The organism is Rhizobium sp. Leaf371, assembly GCF_001424045.1.
Classification (GTDB): Bacteria; Pseudomonadota; Alphaproteobacteria; order Rhizobiales; family Rhizobiaceae; genus Ferranicluibacter.
Genome location: NZ_LMQB01000028.1, coordinates 1 through 14,868, shown reverse-complemented (window position 1 = coordinate 14,868; position 14,868 = coordinate 1). Strand labels below are relative to the sequence as shown.

The window sequence follows — 14,868 nt, the reverse complement described above, 5'->3', positions numbered from 1 at the left end:
ATCAGAAATTGTCGCCACTCCCATCGGCAAGCGGCATCAGGGGCGGCATCAGGGCCTGGGCCCCTGTGGTCAGGACCGGCACGCCGCGAAGCACCCCCTGGAAGCCGGCCAGCGGCTCGCCGAGGCTCAGGCCATCCGCTCCGATACGGTATTCGCGGATCGTGTCCTCGTGGCGCCCCGTCCGCTTCTTGATCACGGAGACGGCGCGCCGCACTTTCCCCATCGCCTCGAAATACCGCAGCAGAATGACCGTATCGGCGAGGTACGTGACATCGACGGGTGACTTCATGTCGCCGACCAGACCATGCTGGGCAACCGTCAGGTAGGTGTTCGCGCCCTGCCGGTTGAGATACTGCAGCAGCTCGTGGATATGAAGGATGAGGGCGTTTTCCTCCGGCATCGCAGCCTGATAGCCGTTGACGCTGTCGATCAGCACCGTTTTGGCGTTGAAGCGCGTCACACTCTCGCGGACACGCTGGGCGAATTCGCCGGGAGAGAGTTCGGCGGCATCCAACTGCTCGATATACAGTTTGCCGGCGTCGCGCATTGCCTCCAGGTCGATGCCCATGCTTCGTATACGGGCAAACAGCAGCCCAAGCTCCTCATCGAAGACGAAGATGGCCGCGGTTTCGCCCCGCTTGACGGCGGCGTCCACGAACTGCAGACCGAATAGGCTCTTGCCGGTGCCGGCCGGCCCGATCAGGAGCGTGCTCGATCCGCGGGAGATGCCGCCGCCGAGAAGGCCGTCGAGGGCAGGAATGCCGCTGCTGAGCACCGTCCGCTCGAAGTCCGTCCGGTGTTCCGTCGCGCGAAGACGCGGAAAGACCACGACACCGCCGGTCTCGATGATGTAGTCGTGATACCCGCCGCGATAGGCTCTGCCGCGATACTTGATGACGCGCAGCCGACGCCGCTCGGCACCGTAGTTCGGCGACAGTTCCTCAAGGTGGATGACGCCATGAACGACGCTGTGCACCGTCTTGTCGAGCGTATCGGCGGTGAGATCGTCCAGGAGAAGAACGGTCGCGCCGGATTTTGAGAAATAATGCTTGAGCGCGAGGATCTGGCGCCGGTAGCGCAGCGAACTCTGCGCCAGAAGGCGGATCTCCGATAGGCTGTCGATGACGACGCGGCTCGGGCGCACGCGCTCGAACGCTTCGAAGATCAGCTTGGTGGTTTCCCCGAGTTCGAGATCGGACGAATACAGCAGGCTCTGCTGCTGCTCGGCGTCCAGCAGGCTTTCCGGCGGGACAAGTTCGAAGATCGTGATCGCCTCGCCGATTTCCATGCCGTGAGACTCAGCACTGCTGCGCAGTTCGTCTTCCGTTTCGGAAAGCGTGATGTAGAGGCAGCGCTCGCCGCGGGCCGCACCTTCCAGCAGGAATTGCAGGGAAACCGTCGTCTTACCGGTGCCGGGAGATCCCTCCAGCAGAAACACGTGCCGCCGCGACAAGCCGCCGGCCAGCACGTCATCGAGGCCTTTCACGCCGGTCATCGCCGTCGAAGCCAGGTCAGTTGTCATCGTCTCTTCCGTTCCTCGCCGGCGCGTCTGCCGACGTTGATCCTACCTGCGGCGTCCTGAGAACGAAAATCCGGCTGTGCACTGTTTTCGACTGAAATCGCTGCGTTCGTCACCTGCAAATTATCCGTTACGCGTTGAAAGGTCTAATCATATTCGTCAGCGACCACTGTGAAATGGACGAGAGAAGCCAACGATTATCCGCGGCGGCCGGCCGCCTCTGCCAAAGGTCTCAGTAACCCGTCATCTCCAGATAGCCACGGCCGCTCTGGCTGCCGGAAAAGGTAATCGGGCCCTCCCAGTAGGGTGTGCGGGTCGCCATCCACGCCTGCGGGTTGACGGCGGTGGTGGTGATATCCAGACCGCGCGCGGGAAGGGACAAGCGCCACCCGACCGGGACCGTTCGACCAGCAACATGCGCTGTGGCGAGGGGGGCGACGGTCAATGCGCCCGGTGGAAGCGGCGAGGGCGTGCCGTCCGCGGCGATCCAGGTGGCCGAGGTATAGCCGGCCCCGCCATCGCGCAGACGAAACCCCATCAGTTTCTCGCCGCTGTCGAGATGGAGGGAAAACCAGTCCCATCCGGTCTGATCGGCTGCCAATGGCTGCGACGACCATTCCCGGTCCAGCCAGGCCTGACCAGTGACCGAAACGTCGCCGCCGGGGAGGGAGAGCGTGCCGCGCACGGCGTAGAAGGGTTGGGAGTAGTAATAGCTTGCCTGCCCGGCTGCGGACTTGACCGAATAGCCACCTTGCCCCTGGAGAACGATCGGCTGCTTCGCCGTGAGGTCGAGCGCGTAGCCGAAATCCGCTCCGGAAGCCTTGAGGGCGACATGCGCCACGGCGTCGCCACCCGTGACCGGTGCCGTCGCCTGCATGCGCCAATCATCGATCCACGCATCGAACGGCTCTGCTGTCACGCCAGCCTGCCCGATGCCGCCGCGGGCAAGGCGCTCGGCCACGAAATGCCGATCGGGCGTCGTCAGGCCCGCATGACCCATCCAGATCTGCGGACTGCTCCAACCCTCGCGATCGCCGGGCTGCAGGGCCGAGCGGAAAAGTGTCCACTGGACGCCATAGGCCTTGCCGTCGGCGCCTGTCAGGTTAGCCGTGACGTACCACCACTCGATGCGGAAATCGGGATGCGCGCCGTGATCGCGCGGAAATGTCAAGACTTTGCCCGGCTGCGGCACGGCGAAGCCTTCTGCGGTCGTGCCGAGACCCGCAAATCCCTGCGCTGCCGATGCAAATGGCGAGCAGAGGCCGAGCAGAAGCGACAGCAGGAGTAAGGGCACGGCTTTGGTAGAGACGGGCTTACCGTTCATTGGCGAACACTTTCAGAAGATCGGATGGCGCCGTGGCGGCCAGCTGGCGAAGGGGGATGATGGCCGAGAGCAGGCTTGCGCCAAGGGCAAGCGCCGCAAGACGGACCCAGTCGGCCGGGAAGATGTGCATGGGAAGCTGCCAGCCGAAGGCCTCGACGTTGACGACGGAGAGCAGGACCCAGGCGAGCCCGAGCCCGACGGGCAAAGCCGCCAGCAGCGTGATTGCTGCAAGGATCAGCGTTCGTGCGAGCTCGAGACCGACAAGCTGCCGGCGCGTCAGTCCCATGGCCCAGATCGGCGCGAGTTGGGGCAGGCGCATGGTGGACAGCGTCATCAGGCTGGCAAACATCGCAAGACCCGCGACGCCGAGGGTGAGAACGTTGAGTGCGGCCGTGACCGAGAATGTCTGCTCGAAGATTTCGAGCGAGCGGCGCTTGAGGCTCGCCTGATCGACAAGGTTTTCCGGCGGCAGGCCGAACCGCTCGCGCACGGCCTCCGACACTGCGCCGACATTTGCCGGGGCAAGCCGGAGCCCGTAGCGCAGGCGCGCGACGTCCGGGTAGTGCGTCGTCAGGGCATCGATGCCGATCATAACCTGGGGGAGGGGGTTGCCGTAATCGGAATAGACACCGGCGACCGTCGTCATCCAGCCGCCCGGAAGCGTCAGGCTGTCGCCGACCGCAAGGCCGTCCCGCCGCGACAATTGCTCGTTGATCAGCGCGCCGGTTCCCTCGGCCACGCGGTCCCAGGTGTCCGGTGTGCGGGCGAGCAGGGGCCAGTTGTCGCGGTAGGTCCGATCGTCTGCAACACCGTAGACCTCTGCCGGCGCGCCGCCGATATCGCCGGAGACGCTCCAGATCGGCAAGATCGCATCGACACGGCCTGTGAGCCAGGCGCGCAGGTCCGCCGCTTCGCGCTCTTCGCGCGCAGTGACATAAAGTTCGGCCGCGAGCCGCTGGTCGAGCCAGCCGGTAAAGGTCAGCCGGAAGCTCGAGACCATGGTTCCCACGCCGATATTGGCGGAGAGGGCGAGGAGCAGGGCCATGAGGGCAAGCGACAGACCCGGCAGTTGCTGGCGCGTATCTGCCCAGAACCATTCCGCAATCGGACGGGCGGTCAGCCGCTGCATGAGCGCCAGAAACAGTGCCATCAGCACCGGCAGCAGCAGCGCGGCACCGAGAAGCAGGCCGCCGAGCACAGAAAAACCGACGACGAGACCCGAGCCGAAGGCCGCAAGGCCGATCGTCACAGCAAACAGGGCAATGGCCGCTGCGGCCTGTATGCGAAGCCCCGACTCGGACGCGCGTGCCCAGGCCCGTGGCTGGGCCGGCGCCAGAAGCGGCATGCGCCAGACACGCCAGAGGCTTTGCGCGGCCGCCGCAAGCGTTCCGAACAGCGCGATGGCGAGGCCGGACGCCCACCATTGCGGCCGCAGGGTGAGCGTGCCGGGAACACTGGCGCCATAAAGCCCCTGGAGGGTCGCGGCAACGCCGGGCAGAAGGACGGAGCCGACGATATAGCCGAGCAGAACGCCCGCAATGCCGGCGATGACCGCGAAACTCACCAGCTCTGCCAGAAGGAGGCCGGTCAGCGTGGCTGCCGGCAGGCCGAGCGAGCGGAGCGTGCGAAAGGTCGCCCGCCGCTGCTCGAAGGCCAGGCCGATGGCGGAATAGACGATGAACAGGCCGACAGCGAAGGCAAGGAACCCGAAGGCGGTGAGGTTGAGATGAAAGCTGTCTGTCAGGCGCGCGAGATCGCCCTGGGCATCCGGCGCTTTCACCACCAGTCCGGGTGCGATCTCTCCGACTGCGGGGAGACCGGGCCGCTGACCGGGCGCGACGATCAGCTGGCTGATCTCGCCGGGCCTGCCGAGAAGCTGCTGGGCAATGCCGATATCGGTCATGCCGATGCCCGCGAGAAGCGACGAGGTGCGTTTCAATGGCGGGAGCGACGGCCCGGAGAGCGTGTCCGCGGTTTCGGAGGAGACGTAGAGCAGACCGGGGCGCGTGAGAAAGGCAAGAAGATCACCATCGCGGCCGATCTCAGGGTCCAGCCCCTCGGCCGGCATGGTAAGGGGATCGATGCCGATGAGGTGCAGGCGTGTCGGCCCGAGGCGGAGCGTTCCCTCGACCACCGGGGAAACCAGCCAGCCGGCGCGGCGAAGCGCGATGTAGTCGGATTGCGTGATTGGCGCGCCCGTTCCGTTAACGATCCGGTCGAGGCGATCCTGCCCGAGCGTTGCCGCCGCGCGATCGTAGCTCGCGCGAGCCTCGGCATTGATCGCCTGAACGCCCGACCAGAGTGCGGTTGCCAGCGACAGACCGAGAAGGAGCATGACCAGCTGGAGCGGCCGTCGGCGCCAGTGCGACAGGAGCGCCGCCATCGCCGTGCGGCGCATCATGGCGACCTTTCCATCGTCTGGTCGATGCGGCCCGAGCGCAGATGGATGCGCCGATCGAGCTGCCCGGCCAGGCGCTGCGAATGGGTGACCATCAGAAGCGACGATCCGGTTTCCGCGACCAGCGACAGCATCAGCGCCATCACGGCATCGCCCGTCGCCTCATCGAGATTGCCGGTCGGCTCGTCGGCGAGCACCAGTTTCGGCCGCGCGGCGAGCGTTCGCCCGATCGCGACGCGCTGCTGCTGCCCGCCCGACAATTGCTCGGGGTAGCGTGCGAGAAGCGGTTCGAGCCCGAGCCTCGCCGTCAGCTGCTGCTGCCATGCCGCGTCGAAACGGCCGGCAAGGCGCGCATGAAAGGCGAGATTAGCGGCGACGGTGAGGGACGGGATGAGGTTGAACTGCTGGAAGACCAGTCCGACCGTCGACCGGCGCAGTGAGGCGCGCGCCTTGTCGTCGAGCCCGCCGATCTCCCGTCCGTCGATCGCGATCCGGCCCTGGTCCGGATGATCGAGGCCGGCGACGAGATGCAGAAGCGTGCTCTTGCCGCTGCCGGATTCCCCCGTGAGCGCCAGGGTCTGGCCGGCACCGAGCGAGAGGTCGATCCCTTGCAGGACCGAAAGCGGCCCTTCTGCGGTCCGGTAGCTTTTCGACACGTCTTCTAGAACGACCAGCATGTCTGTCCGATCGCAAAACTTAGGCAGGTCATGCGCGTCTCGTTCCTTCCGTGCGGTGCGTCGGGCCGTGGTCCGCGTGGTCATCAACTAGATGACGCCACGATCTTGTCCATGTCGATGGCAGTTTTTCTCAGTCCCGACCGCTCGCGCCAGAGATGCAGGAATGATCCAAATCGACCGGAGTTTTAATATTGACAAAAGCACTCATGTTTTCTAGCTGTCAGAACCGGGGGCAGGCATTCGTCTGTCGGTTCATTGTGTCGGCCACGTCATGTCATCTCCGCGGAAACCCCTGCGGCGAAAGGCCTTGGCGTGTCTGCTGAAAGGAAACAACATGGTATCCCGGGGCTTGCGATCCGTTCTTCTTGCCTATTCTTCGCTCATCGGCATCGCGTCGATTGCACCTTCGACGCCGGCCGTCGCTCAGGACGGATCGGCCACGCAAGGCTCCACCGCATCGGGGGATGCGACGGCGCTGCCGGCGATCATCGTCAAGGGCAAACGCGTTCAGAAGGGCGCGCCGGAGGATAGCCCGCTTGCGACACGCACGACCGCCGAGCAGATCGCCGAAAAGGACATCGACGACCTTGACGATCTCGGCGATACGACAGAGCCGGGCGTCAGCTTCGTATCCGCCACCAAGAGCGTCAACATCCGTGGCCTGGAAGCCGACCGCGTTCTAACGACCATCGACGGCATCCCGGTACCCTACCTCTCGGACGGCGTGCGCGGCTCCCAGGGCGGCGTCGATACCTATGATTTCTCGTCGCTGGGGACCGTCGATATCCTGCGCGGGGCGGATTCGAGCCGGGCCGGTTCCGGCGCGCTCGGTGGCGCCGTCATCCTGCGCACGCTGGAGCCCGAAGACCTGATTGCCGAGGGTGCAACGGTCGGCGGTGTGGCCAAGCTCGGTTATGACAGCGCCGATCGCTCGCTGGTCGGTGCCGCGGCGGTCGCCCGGCGCTTCGACAGGACCTCCGTGCTCTTCCAGAGCTCGTACAAATACGGACATGAAGAAGAGACGGGCGGCGATGTCGGAGGCTACGGCCCGACGCGAACCGAGGCCGATCCCATGGATCTCAACCGACGCAACATCCTCTTCAAGGTGCGCCAGTCGCTCGAAGGCGGCCACACGATCGGATTGACGGCCGAGCATTACGATCAGAACACGGCCACGGACCTGCGCCAGACGCAGGGTTCGACCTACGAGGCCAATGGCTATGACCGGGAGTCCGACAAGAAGCGCGACCGTGTATCGCTCGACTATGTCTTCGATGCGGAGAGCGGCGACAGCTGGATCGACAGCGCATTTGCGACCATCTATTTCCAGCGTGCCGAGCGCATCGAAGGCACGCACGGCACGCGTCTGACGGGTCCGGTCGGTTATTACATGCGGTCGAGCACAAACGACGCCCGCTCCTATGGCGCCAGCGGCTTTGCGAATTCCAGCTTCGACACCGGGCTGCTCACCCATCAGGTCACCTTCGGCGGCAATCTCGACCTGACCCGGACGACCCAGTACCAGCAGGGCGAAGACACCTGCGACATCGTGTTTGCGCCAGCCTGCATCAACTACCATAACAACCAATCCGACATGCCGGACACCGATAGCGTGACGGTCGGCGTGTTTGCCGAGGACAAGATCGGCCTCGGGAATAGCGGCGTGTCCCTGACCCCCGGCTTCCGCCTCGACTGGTACCGCCACGATCCGCAGGAAACCTCGACCTATACGAGCATCGGCAACAGCGCGGATCTTCCCGAAGGGCAGAGCGATTTTCGTCTCTCCCCGAAGCTGCGCGCCGCCTGGCAGGTTCGCCCGGATGTCGAACTGTTCGCGCAGGTCACCACAGGCTTCAAGGCACCGAACGTCTCGCAGCTCTACAGCAATTATGACAATGCGCCGCTCTACAGGCAGATCGGCAATCCGGATCTCGACCCGGAAACGAGCTATGGCTTCGAAGCGGGCGCCAACTTGGGCGATGAGGATTTCGGTGGGCGGATTTCGGCCTATACCACGCGCTACAAGAATTTTATCGATACCGAAACCACGCCCGAGGCAGGCTACGCTTTCGGAAGCATCGAATACTTCAACCGCGACCGCGTCCGGATTTCGGGCGTCGAAGCCCGCGCGCAAAAGACCTTCTCATCCGGCATCGACGTCCATGGATCGCTCGCCTATGCCCGGGGAACAGATCTCGACACCGACGAACTGCTCGCCTCCGTCGCGCCGCTGAAGGCGATCGTCGGCGTCGGCTATAACACCGAATTCTGGGGAACGGATCTCAGCCTCGTCACCGCCGCGGCGGTCGATGAGGACTCCGTGGCCGGAACCCGACCAGGCGGCTACGGCATCGTCAACCTGACGGGCTGGTGGGAGCCGGAACAGGTAAAGGGTCTGCGCATCCAGGCGGGTGTCTACAACATGTTCGACAAGACCTATCTCGACGCGCTTGAAGTCAAGGATCTCGCCAACGCCTCCCAGTTCTATTCGGAAGCCGGCCGCTCCTTCAAGATTTCCCTGACCCAAAAGTTCTGAGCCTCCTTCCCCTCCTCAACGTGCCTTCGATGACACAGGGGAGGGGAAACTTGCGGGCGAGCCATCGGCTGGCCCGCATAGGATTTCCATCGCGGGTCTTCCGTCGCTAGAGTCGTGGTCCACACCGCGTCGCGTCGCCCCAAGCCGCGACTGCGTTGCGGGCGACATGCGGTTGCAATATGCATCGGCGCGAGCCGGCGCATCCTTGCCTTTCTCGAGTTGCGGCATGAATGATCTTCTTAGGCGGTTTGCGGCCTACTACCGGCCGCATCGCCGGCTCTTTCTGCTGGATTTTTCCTGCGCGATCTCAGCCGGTCTGCTCGAACTCGTCTTTCCGCTTGCCGTCAAGCTTTTCATCGACCGTTTGCTGCCGACCAACCAGTTCGGTCTGATCGGTCTCGCGGCCCTCGGCCTTCTGCTTATCTATGTCGTCAATGCGGGGCTGCAAATCGTGGTGACCTATTGGGGCCATATGCTCGGCATCCGCATCGAGACGGAGATGCGGCGGAAGGCATTCGACCATCTGCAGAAACTCTCCTTCGGCTATTTCGACAACCAGAAGACTGGGCATCTCGTGGCGCGGTTGACGAAGGATCTCGACGAGATCGGCGAAGTCGCTCATCACGGGCCCGAGGACGTCTTCATCGCAGTGATGACGCTGGTCGGCGCCTTCGTCCTGATGATGTTCGTGCATGTGCCGCTTGCGCTGATTACCGCGATCATCGTCCCGCTCGCCGCGTTCGTGACAACGCGCTACGGGACGCGCATGACGGTGAACTCCCATGCGCTGTACGGCAGGATCGCCGAGTTCAACGCGCGCATCGAGGAGAATGTCGGCGGCATCCGCGTCGTCCAGGCCTTCGCCAATGAAGATCACGAGCGCGCGCTGTTCGCGCAGAACAATGCCGGCTATCAGCGCACCAAGCTCGAAGCCTACAAGCTGATGGCGGCGTCCACCTCCCTGTCCTACCTCTCGATGCGCTTCGTGCAGGTGGCCGTCATGCTGGCGGGCGCCTGGTTCGTCGTGCGCGGAGAGCTGACGGCGGGTGGCTTCGTCGGCTTTCTGCTCCTCGTCGGCGTGTTCTTCCGGCCGATCGACAAGATCAACTCCGTCATCGAGACCTATCCGAAGGGCATCGCCGGGTTTCAGCGTTACCAGCAGTTCCTGCAGACCGAACCGGACATCGCGGATCGCCCCGATGCGGTGGCGGCCGATCGCTTGAAAGGCGATATCGTCTATTGCAATGCCGGCTTCGGCTATGACGATGGACGCCCGATCCTGCGCGAACTCGATCTGACGGTGCGTGCCGGCGAGACCGTCGCCTTCGTCGGCCCCTCTGGCGCGGGCAAGACCACCATCTGTTCGCTTCTGCCGCGCTTCTACGAGGTGACGTCCGGTGCGATCACGATCGATGGGATCGACATTCGCGACATGACGCTGCGGTCACTGCGCTCCAACATCGGCATCGTCCAGCAGGACGTCTTCCTCTTCGCCGGAACCATCCGCGAGAACATCGCCTACGGCCGCCTTGAGGCATCCGAGGCCGATATTCTCGATGCCGCGCGGCGTGCGCGTCTCGACGCGGTGATCGCAGCCCTTCCGGAGGGACTGGATACGGTCATCGGCGAACGCGGTGTCAAGCTGTCCGGGGGGCAGAAGCAGCGCCTCGCCATCGCGCGCATCTTTTTGAAGAATCCGCCGATCCTCATCCTCGACGAGGCGACTTCGGCACTCGATACCGAAACCGAACGCGCCATCCAGCAGTCGCTGAGCGAGCTGGCCGAGGGCCGCACGACCCTCGTCATCGCCCACCGGCTGGCCACGGTCGCCAGTGCCGACCGGATCATGGTTGTGGAAGATGGCCGGATCGCGGAAGAGGGGACGCATGCCGCGCTTCTCGCCGTGCCCGACAGTCGTTACCGCCGGCTTCAAGCGCCGCATGCCGGCGGCGCATGACGAACATGCCCTCGCCTCGGGCGCGATCGACCCTGCTCACGCGAGATATCGGTTGAACCACGCGATCGTCCGGTCCCAGGCGAGCTTCGCTGCCGCTTCGTCGTAACGCGGCGTCGAGTCGTTATGAAATCCATGATTGGCACCGGGATAGATATAGGCCTCATAGGTCTTGCCGGCGGCCTTCAAAGCAGCCTCATAGGCCGGCCAGCCTTCGTTGACGCCCGTGTCGAGTTCGCCATAGTGCAGGAGCAACGGCGCTTTGATCCGTGGAACGTCCTCGGCTTTCGGCTGTCGGCCGTAAAAGGGCACGGCCGCCGCCAGCTCCGGATAGGCGACCGCTGCGGCATTGGACACGCCGCCACCATAGCAGAAGCCGGTCATTCCCACCTTCCCGGTGGTGGCCTCATGCGCCATCATGAACTCCACCGCGGCGAAGAAATCGTTCATCAGCTTCGTCGGGTCGACGCTCTTCTGGAATTCCCGACCCTTTTCGTCATTGCCGGGATAGCCGCCGACCGACGTCAGACCATCGGGCGCCAGCGCGATGAAGCCGGCCTTGGCGACACGCCGTGCCACGTCTTCGATGTAGGGATTGAGGCCGCGATTCTCATGCACCACCACCACGGCTGCGACCTTGCCTTCGACTTTGGCGGGACGCACGAGATAGCCGCGGACCTCTCCGTGCCCTCTCGGCGAGGGGTAGGTGATGTATTCGGCAACGATCTCGGGATCGGTAAACGCCACCTGCTGCGCCAGGGCGTAATCCGGGCTCATCGAGGAAAGGATGGCCGCCGCCGTCAGTCCTCCGACGGCGAACTTGGCCGCGCGATCGAGGAACTCGCGCTTGGAGATTTTTCCATGCGCGTAATAATCGTAGAGTTCCAGCAGTTCCTGGTCGAAATCCCTCGCTGTCAGACGCGTCATTGCATGCTCTCCCGCTTATCCTGTCGCTCCCGAGGGTAGACGGCAACCGATGGAGCGTCGCCTCACAAGTTCGGCAACGGGATTGCCTGACTTACTTTTCGGACTTCGCCTTGTTGACGAAATGGGCATTGCCAAGCCCGGTGCCGATGGTCAGCACCGCCCATTTAGCGATGTCCGTCATGAAGGGAATCTGCGACAGGCCCTGAACGACCGCATCATTGTGCATCATCACGAAGGTTTCGTGGCCGCCGATCTGCGGAATGGCTTTCTTGATGGCGGCGGGCAGGTTGAAGCTGTCGCTCTCCCAATTACCGCCCGGAAGGTTCTGCCCGCCGCGCTCGATCGATCCGTCTGCCTGAATGATGCCGGGGCAACCGATGCCGATCAAAGGCGCTGGCGCCAGTTTTTCCTTTTCGGCGCGGGCGATCAGGTCTTTGAGCATCGCGATCAGCCGCTCGACGGCCGCACTCCGGCTGGGGCGATCGTCGGAGTGCCGCCAGATCTCGGATTGCCAGACGGTCGCCTCCTCAAGATAATGCTTGTCGTCGGACTTCGCCTTTCCCAGATCGACGACGCCGGCGCGGATGTTGGTGCCGCCGATATCGACGGCGAAGATCGCTTTGTGCCCCTTCAGCATCCAGGCCGGCATCAGGTGCACCGCGCCGATGAGGCCGGCATCGTCAGGGTGCTGGACGATCGGAACCAGATGCACGCGGACGCCACGCTGGGCGAGCAGCATCTCGGTGCGGGCAATGGCGAGTTCGCCCGAGCGGCTCTGCCGAAAGCCGCCACCAACGACGATCCGTTCGGTGCCCGCCCAGTGCTTCTGCTTCAGGAAGCGCGTGACGACATCGGCGAATTCCTGCGCGAAATCTTCCACCGCGCTCCAGATCAAGGCCGATGCCTGGGCATCCTTGCCCTTGAGCAAGGCATCGATCTCCCGTTTGGGAAGATCGGCCGTCGGCACCTTGCCGATCGGGTCGATGTCGACGTCGCGCATGATCTTGCGCCAAGTGTCCAGCTTCTCCCGAAACTCGGCTTTGGTCGCCTTGTCGCCGATAAAGCCCTCTTTGTCGCGGATCTCGATATTGTAGTCGTCAATGGTGAGGGCGGGAAGGTCGAGGGCTCCATTCGTCAGGGGGCCGGCGGCCTGGTCCTGTGTCGCAGTCTTTGACATGCCCATCAATCATCGATCCCTTCATCTGCAGTGGGTTCGCAACGTGCCGTGGCTGTGGATGTTCCAAGCAGACCCGCATGGCCCGGTGCAAAACCCCTGAAATGGGATGAAATCGCCCCCGTTTCGACCGTTTCGCAAGCCTTGGGCAAGCCGGTCACGTTAACCTTTCATTAACCGTCCCAGCGTTAAACATTGTAAACGAATCCTTAACTCAGATGAACACTGTGTCCACAGACGCCCGCTCGATCCGTATCAAGGGCCGCTCCTTTCTTGCGGTCGTTCTCTCTCCGGACCTGCCGCTCGATGCGTGGCTGATCCGGCTGGACGACCTCGCCGCGCGCTCTGCGGGCTTCTTCTTCGGTCGCCCGGCTGTCCTGGATGTTGCGGACCTGAAGCTCGACCGGGCGCAATTGAAAGAGCTTGTCGATGCGCTCATCCAGCGCAATGTCAGCATCATGGGCATCGAAGGCGCGCGTCCCTCGGCGATCGCGCCGGGCATGCCGCCGGCATTGAAGGGTGGACGCCCGGCGTCCGATTTCGAGGTCGCGACCAGCGATCCGACGGATGCCGAGACACAAGGTGATGCCGTCCCGGAAGCCGCTGCCGTTCAGGCGGACGAACCGCGGCCTGCGCTGCAGTCGCTCGTTATCCGGGAACCGGTCAGATCGGGGCAATCCGTCGTCTTTACGGACGGCGATGTGACGGTCGTCGGTTCGGTGGCCTCGGGTGCCGAGATCATCGCCGGCGGCTCGATCCACATCTACGGCGCACTGCGCGGCCGCGCCATGGCGGGCGCCGTCGGCAACGCGACCGCACGAATTTTCTGCCGGAAGCTCGAGGCCGAACTGGTCGCGATCGATGGCGTCTACAAAATGGCCGAAGACATGGCCCCCGGCTTCCGCGGACAACCTGTCCAGCTGTGGCTGGAGGACGATGCGATCATGGCAGAGAAACTCAAGTGAGCCGTGTCCGGCCAAAACAGGAGAGCAAGATGGGGAAAGTCATCGTCGTTACGTCAGGCAAGGGTGGGGTCGGCAAGACCACGTCCACGGCCGCCCTCGGTGCCGCCCTGGCTCAGAGGAACGAGAAAGTCGTCGTGGTCGATTTCGATGTCGGGCTGCGCAATCTCGATCTGGTGATGGGCGCCGAGCGCCGCGTCGTCTACGATCTGATCAACGTCATCCAGGGCGATGCCAAGCTGCCGCAGGCGCTGATCCGCGACAAGCGGCTCGAAACCCTGTTCCTGCTGCCGGCATCGCAGACACGCGACAAGGACAATCTGACGGAAGAGGGCGTCGAGCGCGTCATCGCCGAACTGAAGCAGCATTTCGATTGGATCATCTGCGACAGCCCCGCCGGGATCGAACGCGGCGCGACGCTCGCCATGCGCCATGCCGACGTCGCCGTCGTCGTCACCAATCCGGAAGTCTCGTCCGTGCGCGACAGCGACCGCATCATCGGCCTGCTCGACTCCAAGACGCTCAAGGCCGAGAACGGCGAGCGCATGGAGAAGCACCTGCTGCTCACCCGTTACGACCCCGTTCGTGCCGAGCGTGGCGACATGCTCAAGGTCGAGGACGTGTTGGAAATTCTGTCCATCCCGCTGCTCGGGATCATCCCCGAAAGCATGGATGTGCTGCGCGCCTCCAATATCGGCGCACCGGTCACGCTCGCCGATGTACGCTGCCCGCCGGCCATGGCCTATTTCGATGCCGCCCGTCGTCTGGCCGGCGAAACCCTGCCGGTGACGATCCCCGGCGAAAAGCGCAGCCTGTTCGGCAAGATCTTCGCACGGAGGGCTGCATGAGCATTTTCCGCCTTTTCACCAAACAGAGGTCCGCGCCGATGGCGCGCGAGCGGCTGCAGGTTCTGCTTGCGCATGAACGCGGTGCCGCCGGCTCCGACCTCGTCGCCATCCTGCGTGAGGAAATCCTCGCCGTCATCGCCAAGCATGTGCAGATCGACAGCGACAAGGTTCATGTGAAGATGGATCGGGACGAACATATGTCGATCCTGGAGATCGATGTCGAAATCCCGCTGAACGCGACCAAGCAGGCAGCCTGAGACCCTCAAAAGCGTTTTCATCGGCGCGGCCGCGACAAGATCGCAGCCGCGCCGATCTCGTTTCGGAAGCGGGTACATCCTGCCCGGGAGCTTCCAGCCCTCCACGACGCCCGCGCCTTTGCTGCGAGCGTCGTTTTCGTCTGTGGAATCGAGGCTTGCGGGTTTGCGTTTCGAGTTCTCGTAAGATTACAGGTACTTGTCAGTTTTATGAAGTTTTTCGAACACCCCCTGTTGACGAAGCGGTGAAGTGGGATCTATAAACCGCACACCAACGAGGGCGGCGGCGCTGCTG

The 14,868-nt window shown here is 63.7% G+C and carries 11 protein-coding genes; 5 read left to right on the top strand and 6 right to left on the bottom strand.

Translation table 11 applies throughout. The features are described 5' to 3' along the window. Position 1 precedes the first annotated feature (1 nt). The 4 genes from ASG39_RS20195 to ASG39_RS20180 form a co-directional block, all read right to left on the bottom strand. A complete protein-coding gene (locus tag ASG39_RS20195) occupies positions 2 to 1,522 on the bottom strand; it encodes an ATPase domain-containing protein (protein WP_062596763.1) in 1,521 nt (506 codons plus the stop codon). A gap of 229 nt (positions 1,523 to 1,751) precedes the next feature. Beyond that, positions 1,752 to 2,843: a lipocalin-like domain-containing protein gene (locus tag ASG39_RS20190; protein WP_062596762.1), complete on the bottom strand. Its 1,092-nt coding sequence runs from the start codon at positions 2,841 to 2,843 to the stop codon at positions 1,752 to 1,754. Beyond that, positions 2,833 to 5,241, bottom strand: a complete 2,409-nt coding sequence (locus ASG39_RS20185) for an FtsX-like permease family protein (RefSeq protein ID WP_062597037.1) — start codon at positions 5,239 to 5,241, stop codon at positions 2,833 to 2,835. The genes ASG39_RS20190 and ASG39_RS20185 overlap by 11 nt, the downstream gene beginning before the upstream one ends. Further along, entirely contained in the window at positions 5,241 to 5,918 is a 678-nt protein-coding gene (locus tag ASG39_RS20180) for an ABC transporter ATP-binding protein (RefSeq protein ID WP_062596761.1), read from the bottom strand. The genes ASG39_RS20185 and ASG39_RS20180 overlap by 1 nt, the downstream gene beginning before the upstream one ends. Before the next feature lie 334 nt (positions 5,919 to 6,252). Between ASG39_RS20180 and ASG39_RS20175 the strand changes: the two genes are divergently transcribed. Both ASG39_RS20175 and ASG39_RS20170 read left to right on the top strand, forming a co-directional pair. Next, the gene (locus tag ASG39_RS20175; protein ID WP_062596760.1) at positions 6,253 to 8,454 is read left to right on the top strand and encodes a TonB-dependent hemoglobin/transferrin/lactoferrin family receptor; all 2,202 of its coding nucleotides are present in this window, start codon (positions 6,253 to 6,255) and stop codon (positions 8,452 to 8,454) included. A gap of 226 nt (positions 8,455 to 8,680) precedes the next feature. Next, positions 8,681 to 10,411 carry an ABC transporter ATP-binding protein gene (locus tag ASG39_RS20170; RefSeq protein ID WP_062596759.1) on the top strand — a complete coding sequence of 577 codons (1,731 nt, stop codon included), beginning with the start codon at positions 8,681 to 8,683 and terminating at the stop codon, positions 10,409 to 10,411. 36 nt (positions 10,412 to 10,447) lie between these two features. On the opposite strand, the gene yghX is transcribed toward ASG39_RS20170, so the two are convergent. Together yghX and ASG39_RS20160 are read right to left on the bottom strand one after the other, a co-directional pair. Then, the gene (gene yghX, locus ASG39_RS20165; RefSeq protein ID WP_062596758.1) at positions 10,448 to 11,335 is read right to left on the bottom strand and encodes a YghX family hydrolase; all 888 of its coding nucleotides are present in this window, start codon (positions 11,333 to 11,335) and stop codon (positions 10,448 to 10,450) included. A 91-nt stretch (positions 11,336 to 11,426) separates the two neighbouring features. Further along, the gene (locus tag ASG39_RS20160; protein ID WP_062596757.1) at positions 11,427 to 12,518 is read right to left on the bottom strand and encodes an ROK family protein; all 1,092 of its coding nucleotides are present in this window, start codon (positions 12,516 to 12,518) and stop codon (positions 11,427 to 11,429) included. A 209-nt stretch (positions 12,519 to 12,727) separates the two neighbouring features. On the opposite strand from ASG39_RS20160, the gene minC reads away from it, so the two are divergent. Genes minC through minE form a run of 3 tightly spaced genes read left to right on the top strand, consistent with a single transcriptional unit; the run spans position 12,728 to position 14,576 of the window. Then, positions 12,728 to 13,474 (top strand): septum site-determining protein MinC, encoded by a 747-nt coding sequence (gene minC, locus ASG39_RS20155; RefSeq protein WP_062596756.1) that lies wholly within the window; start codon positions 12,728 to 12,730, stop codon positions 13,472 to 13,474. Between the two features lie 29 nt (positions 13,475 to 13,503). Next, positions 13,504 to 14,319, top strand: coding sequence for a septum site-determining protein MinD (gene minD, locus ASG39_RS20150; RefSeq protein ID WP_062596755.1), 816 nt, complete (start codon positions 13,504 to 13,506; stop codon positions 14,317 to 14,319). Next, entirely contained in the window at positions 14,316 to 14,576 is a 261-nt protein-coding gene (gene minE, locus ASG39_RS20145) for a cell division topological specificity factor MinE (RefSeq protein ID WP_062596754.1), read from the top strand. The genes minD and minE overlap by 4 nt, the downstream gene beginning before the upstream one ends. Positions 14,577 to 14,868: the final 292 nt, after the last annotated feature.

Coding starts and splice junctions, on each gene's coding strand:
- ASG39_RS20175 (WP_062596760.1), top strand. CDS start 6,253: ATGGTATCCCGGGGCTTGCGATCCGTTCTTCTTGCCTATTCTTCGCTC.
- minD (WP_062596755.1), top strand. CDS start 13,504: ATGGGGAAAGTCATCGTCGTTACGTCAGGCAAGGGTGGGGTCGGCAAG.
- ASG39_RS20185 (WP_062597037.1), bottom strand. CDS start 5,241: ATGCGCCGCACGGCGATGGCGGCGCTCCTGTCGCACTGGCGCCGACGG.
- ASG39_RS20170 (WP_062596759.1), top strand. CDS start 8,681: ATGAATGATCTTCTTAGGCGGTTTGCGGCCTACTACCGGCCGCATCGC.
- ASG39_RS20160 (WP_062596757.1), bottom strand. CDS start 12,518: ATGGGCATGTCAAAGACTGCGACACAGGACCAGGCCGCCGGCCCCCTG.
- yghX (WP_062596758.1), bottom strand. CDS start 11,335: ATGACGCGTCTGACAGCGAGGGATTTCGACCAGGAACTGCTGGAACTC.
- minC (WP_062596756.1), top strand. CDS start 12,728: ATGAACACTGTGTCCACAGACGCCCGCTCGATCCGTATCAAGGGCCGC.
- ASG39_RS20180 (WP_062596761.1), bottom strand. CDS start 5,918: ATGCTGGTCGTTCTAGAAGACGTGTCGAAAAGCTACCGGACCGCAGAA.
- minE (WP_062596754.1), top strand. CDS start 14,316: ATGAGCATTTTCCGCCTTTTCACCAAACAGAGGTCCGCGCCGATGGCG.
- ASG39_RS20195 (WP_062596763.1), bottom strand. CDS start 1,522: ATGACAACTGACCTGGCTTCGACGGCGATGACCGGCGTGAAAGGCCTC.
- ASG39_RS20190 (WP_062596762.1), bottom strand. CDS start 2,843: ATGAACGGTAAGCCCGTCTCTACCAAAGCCGTGCCCTTACTCCTGCTG.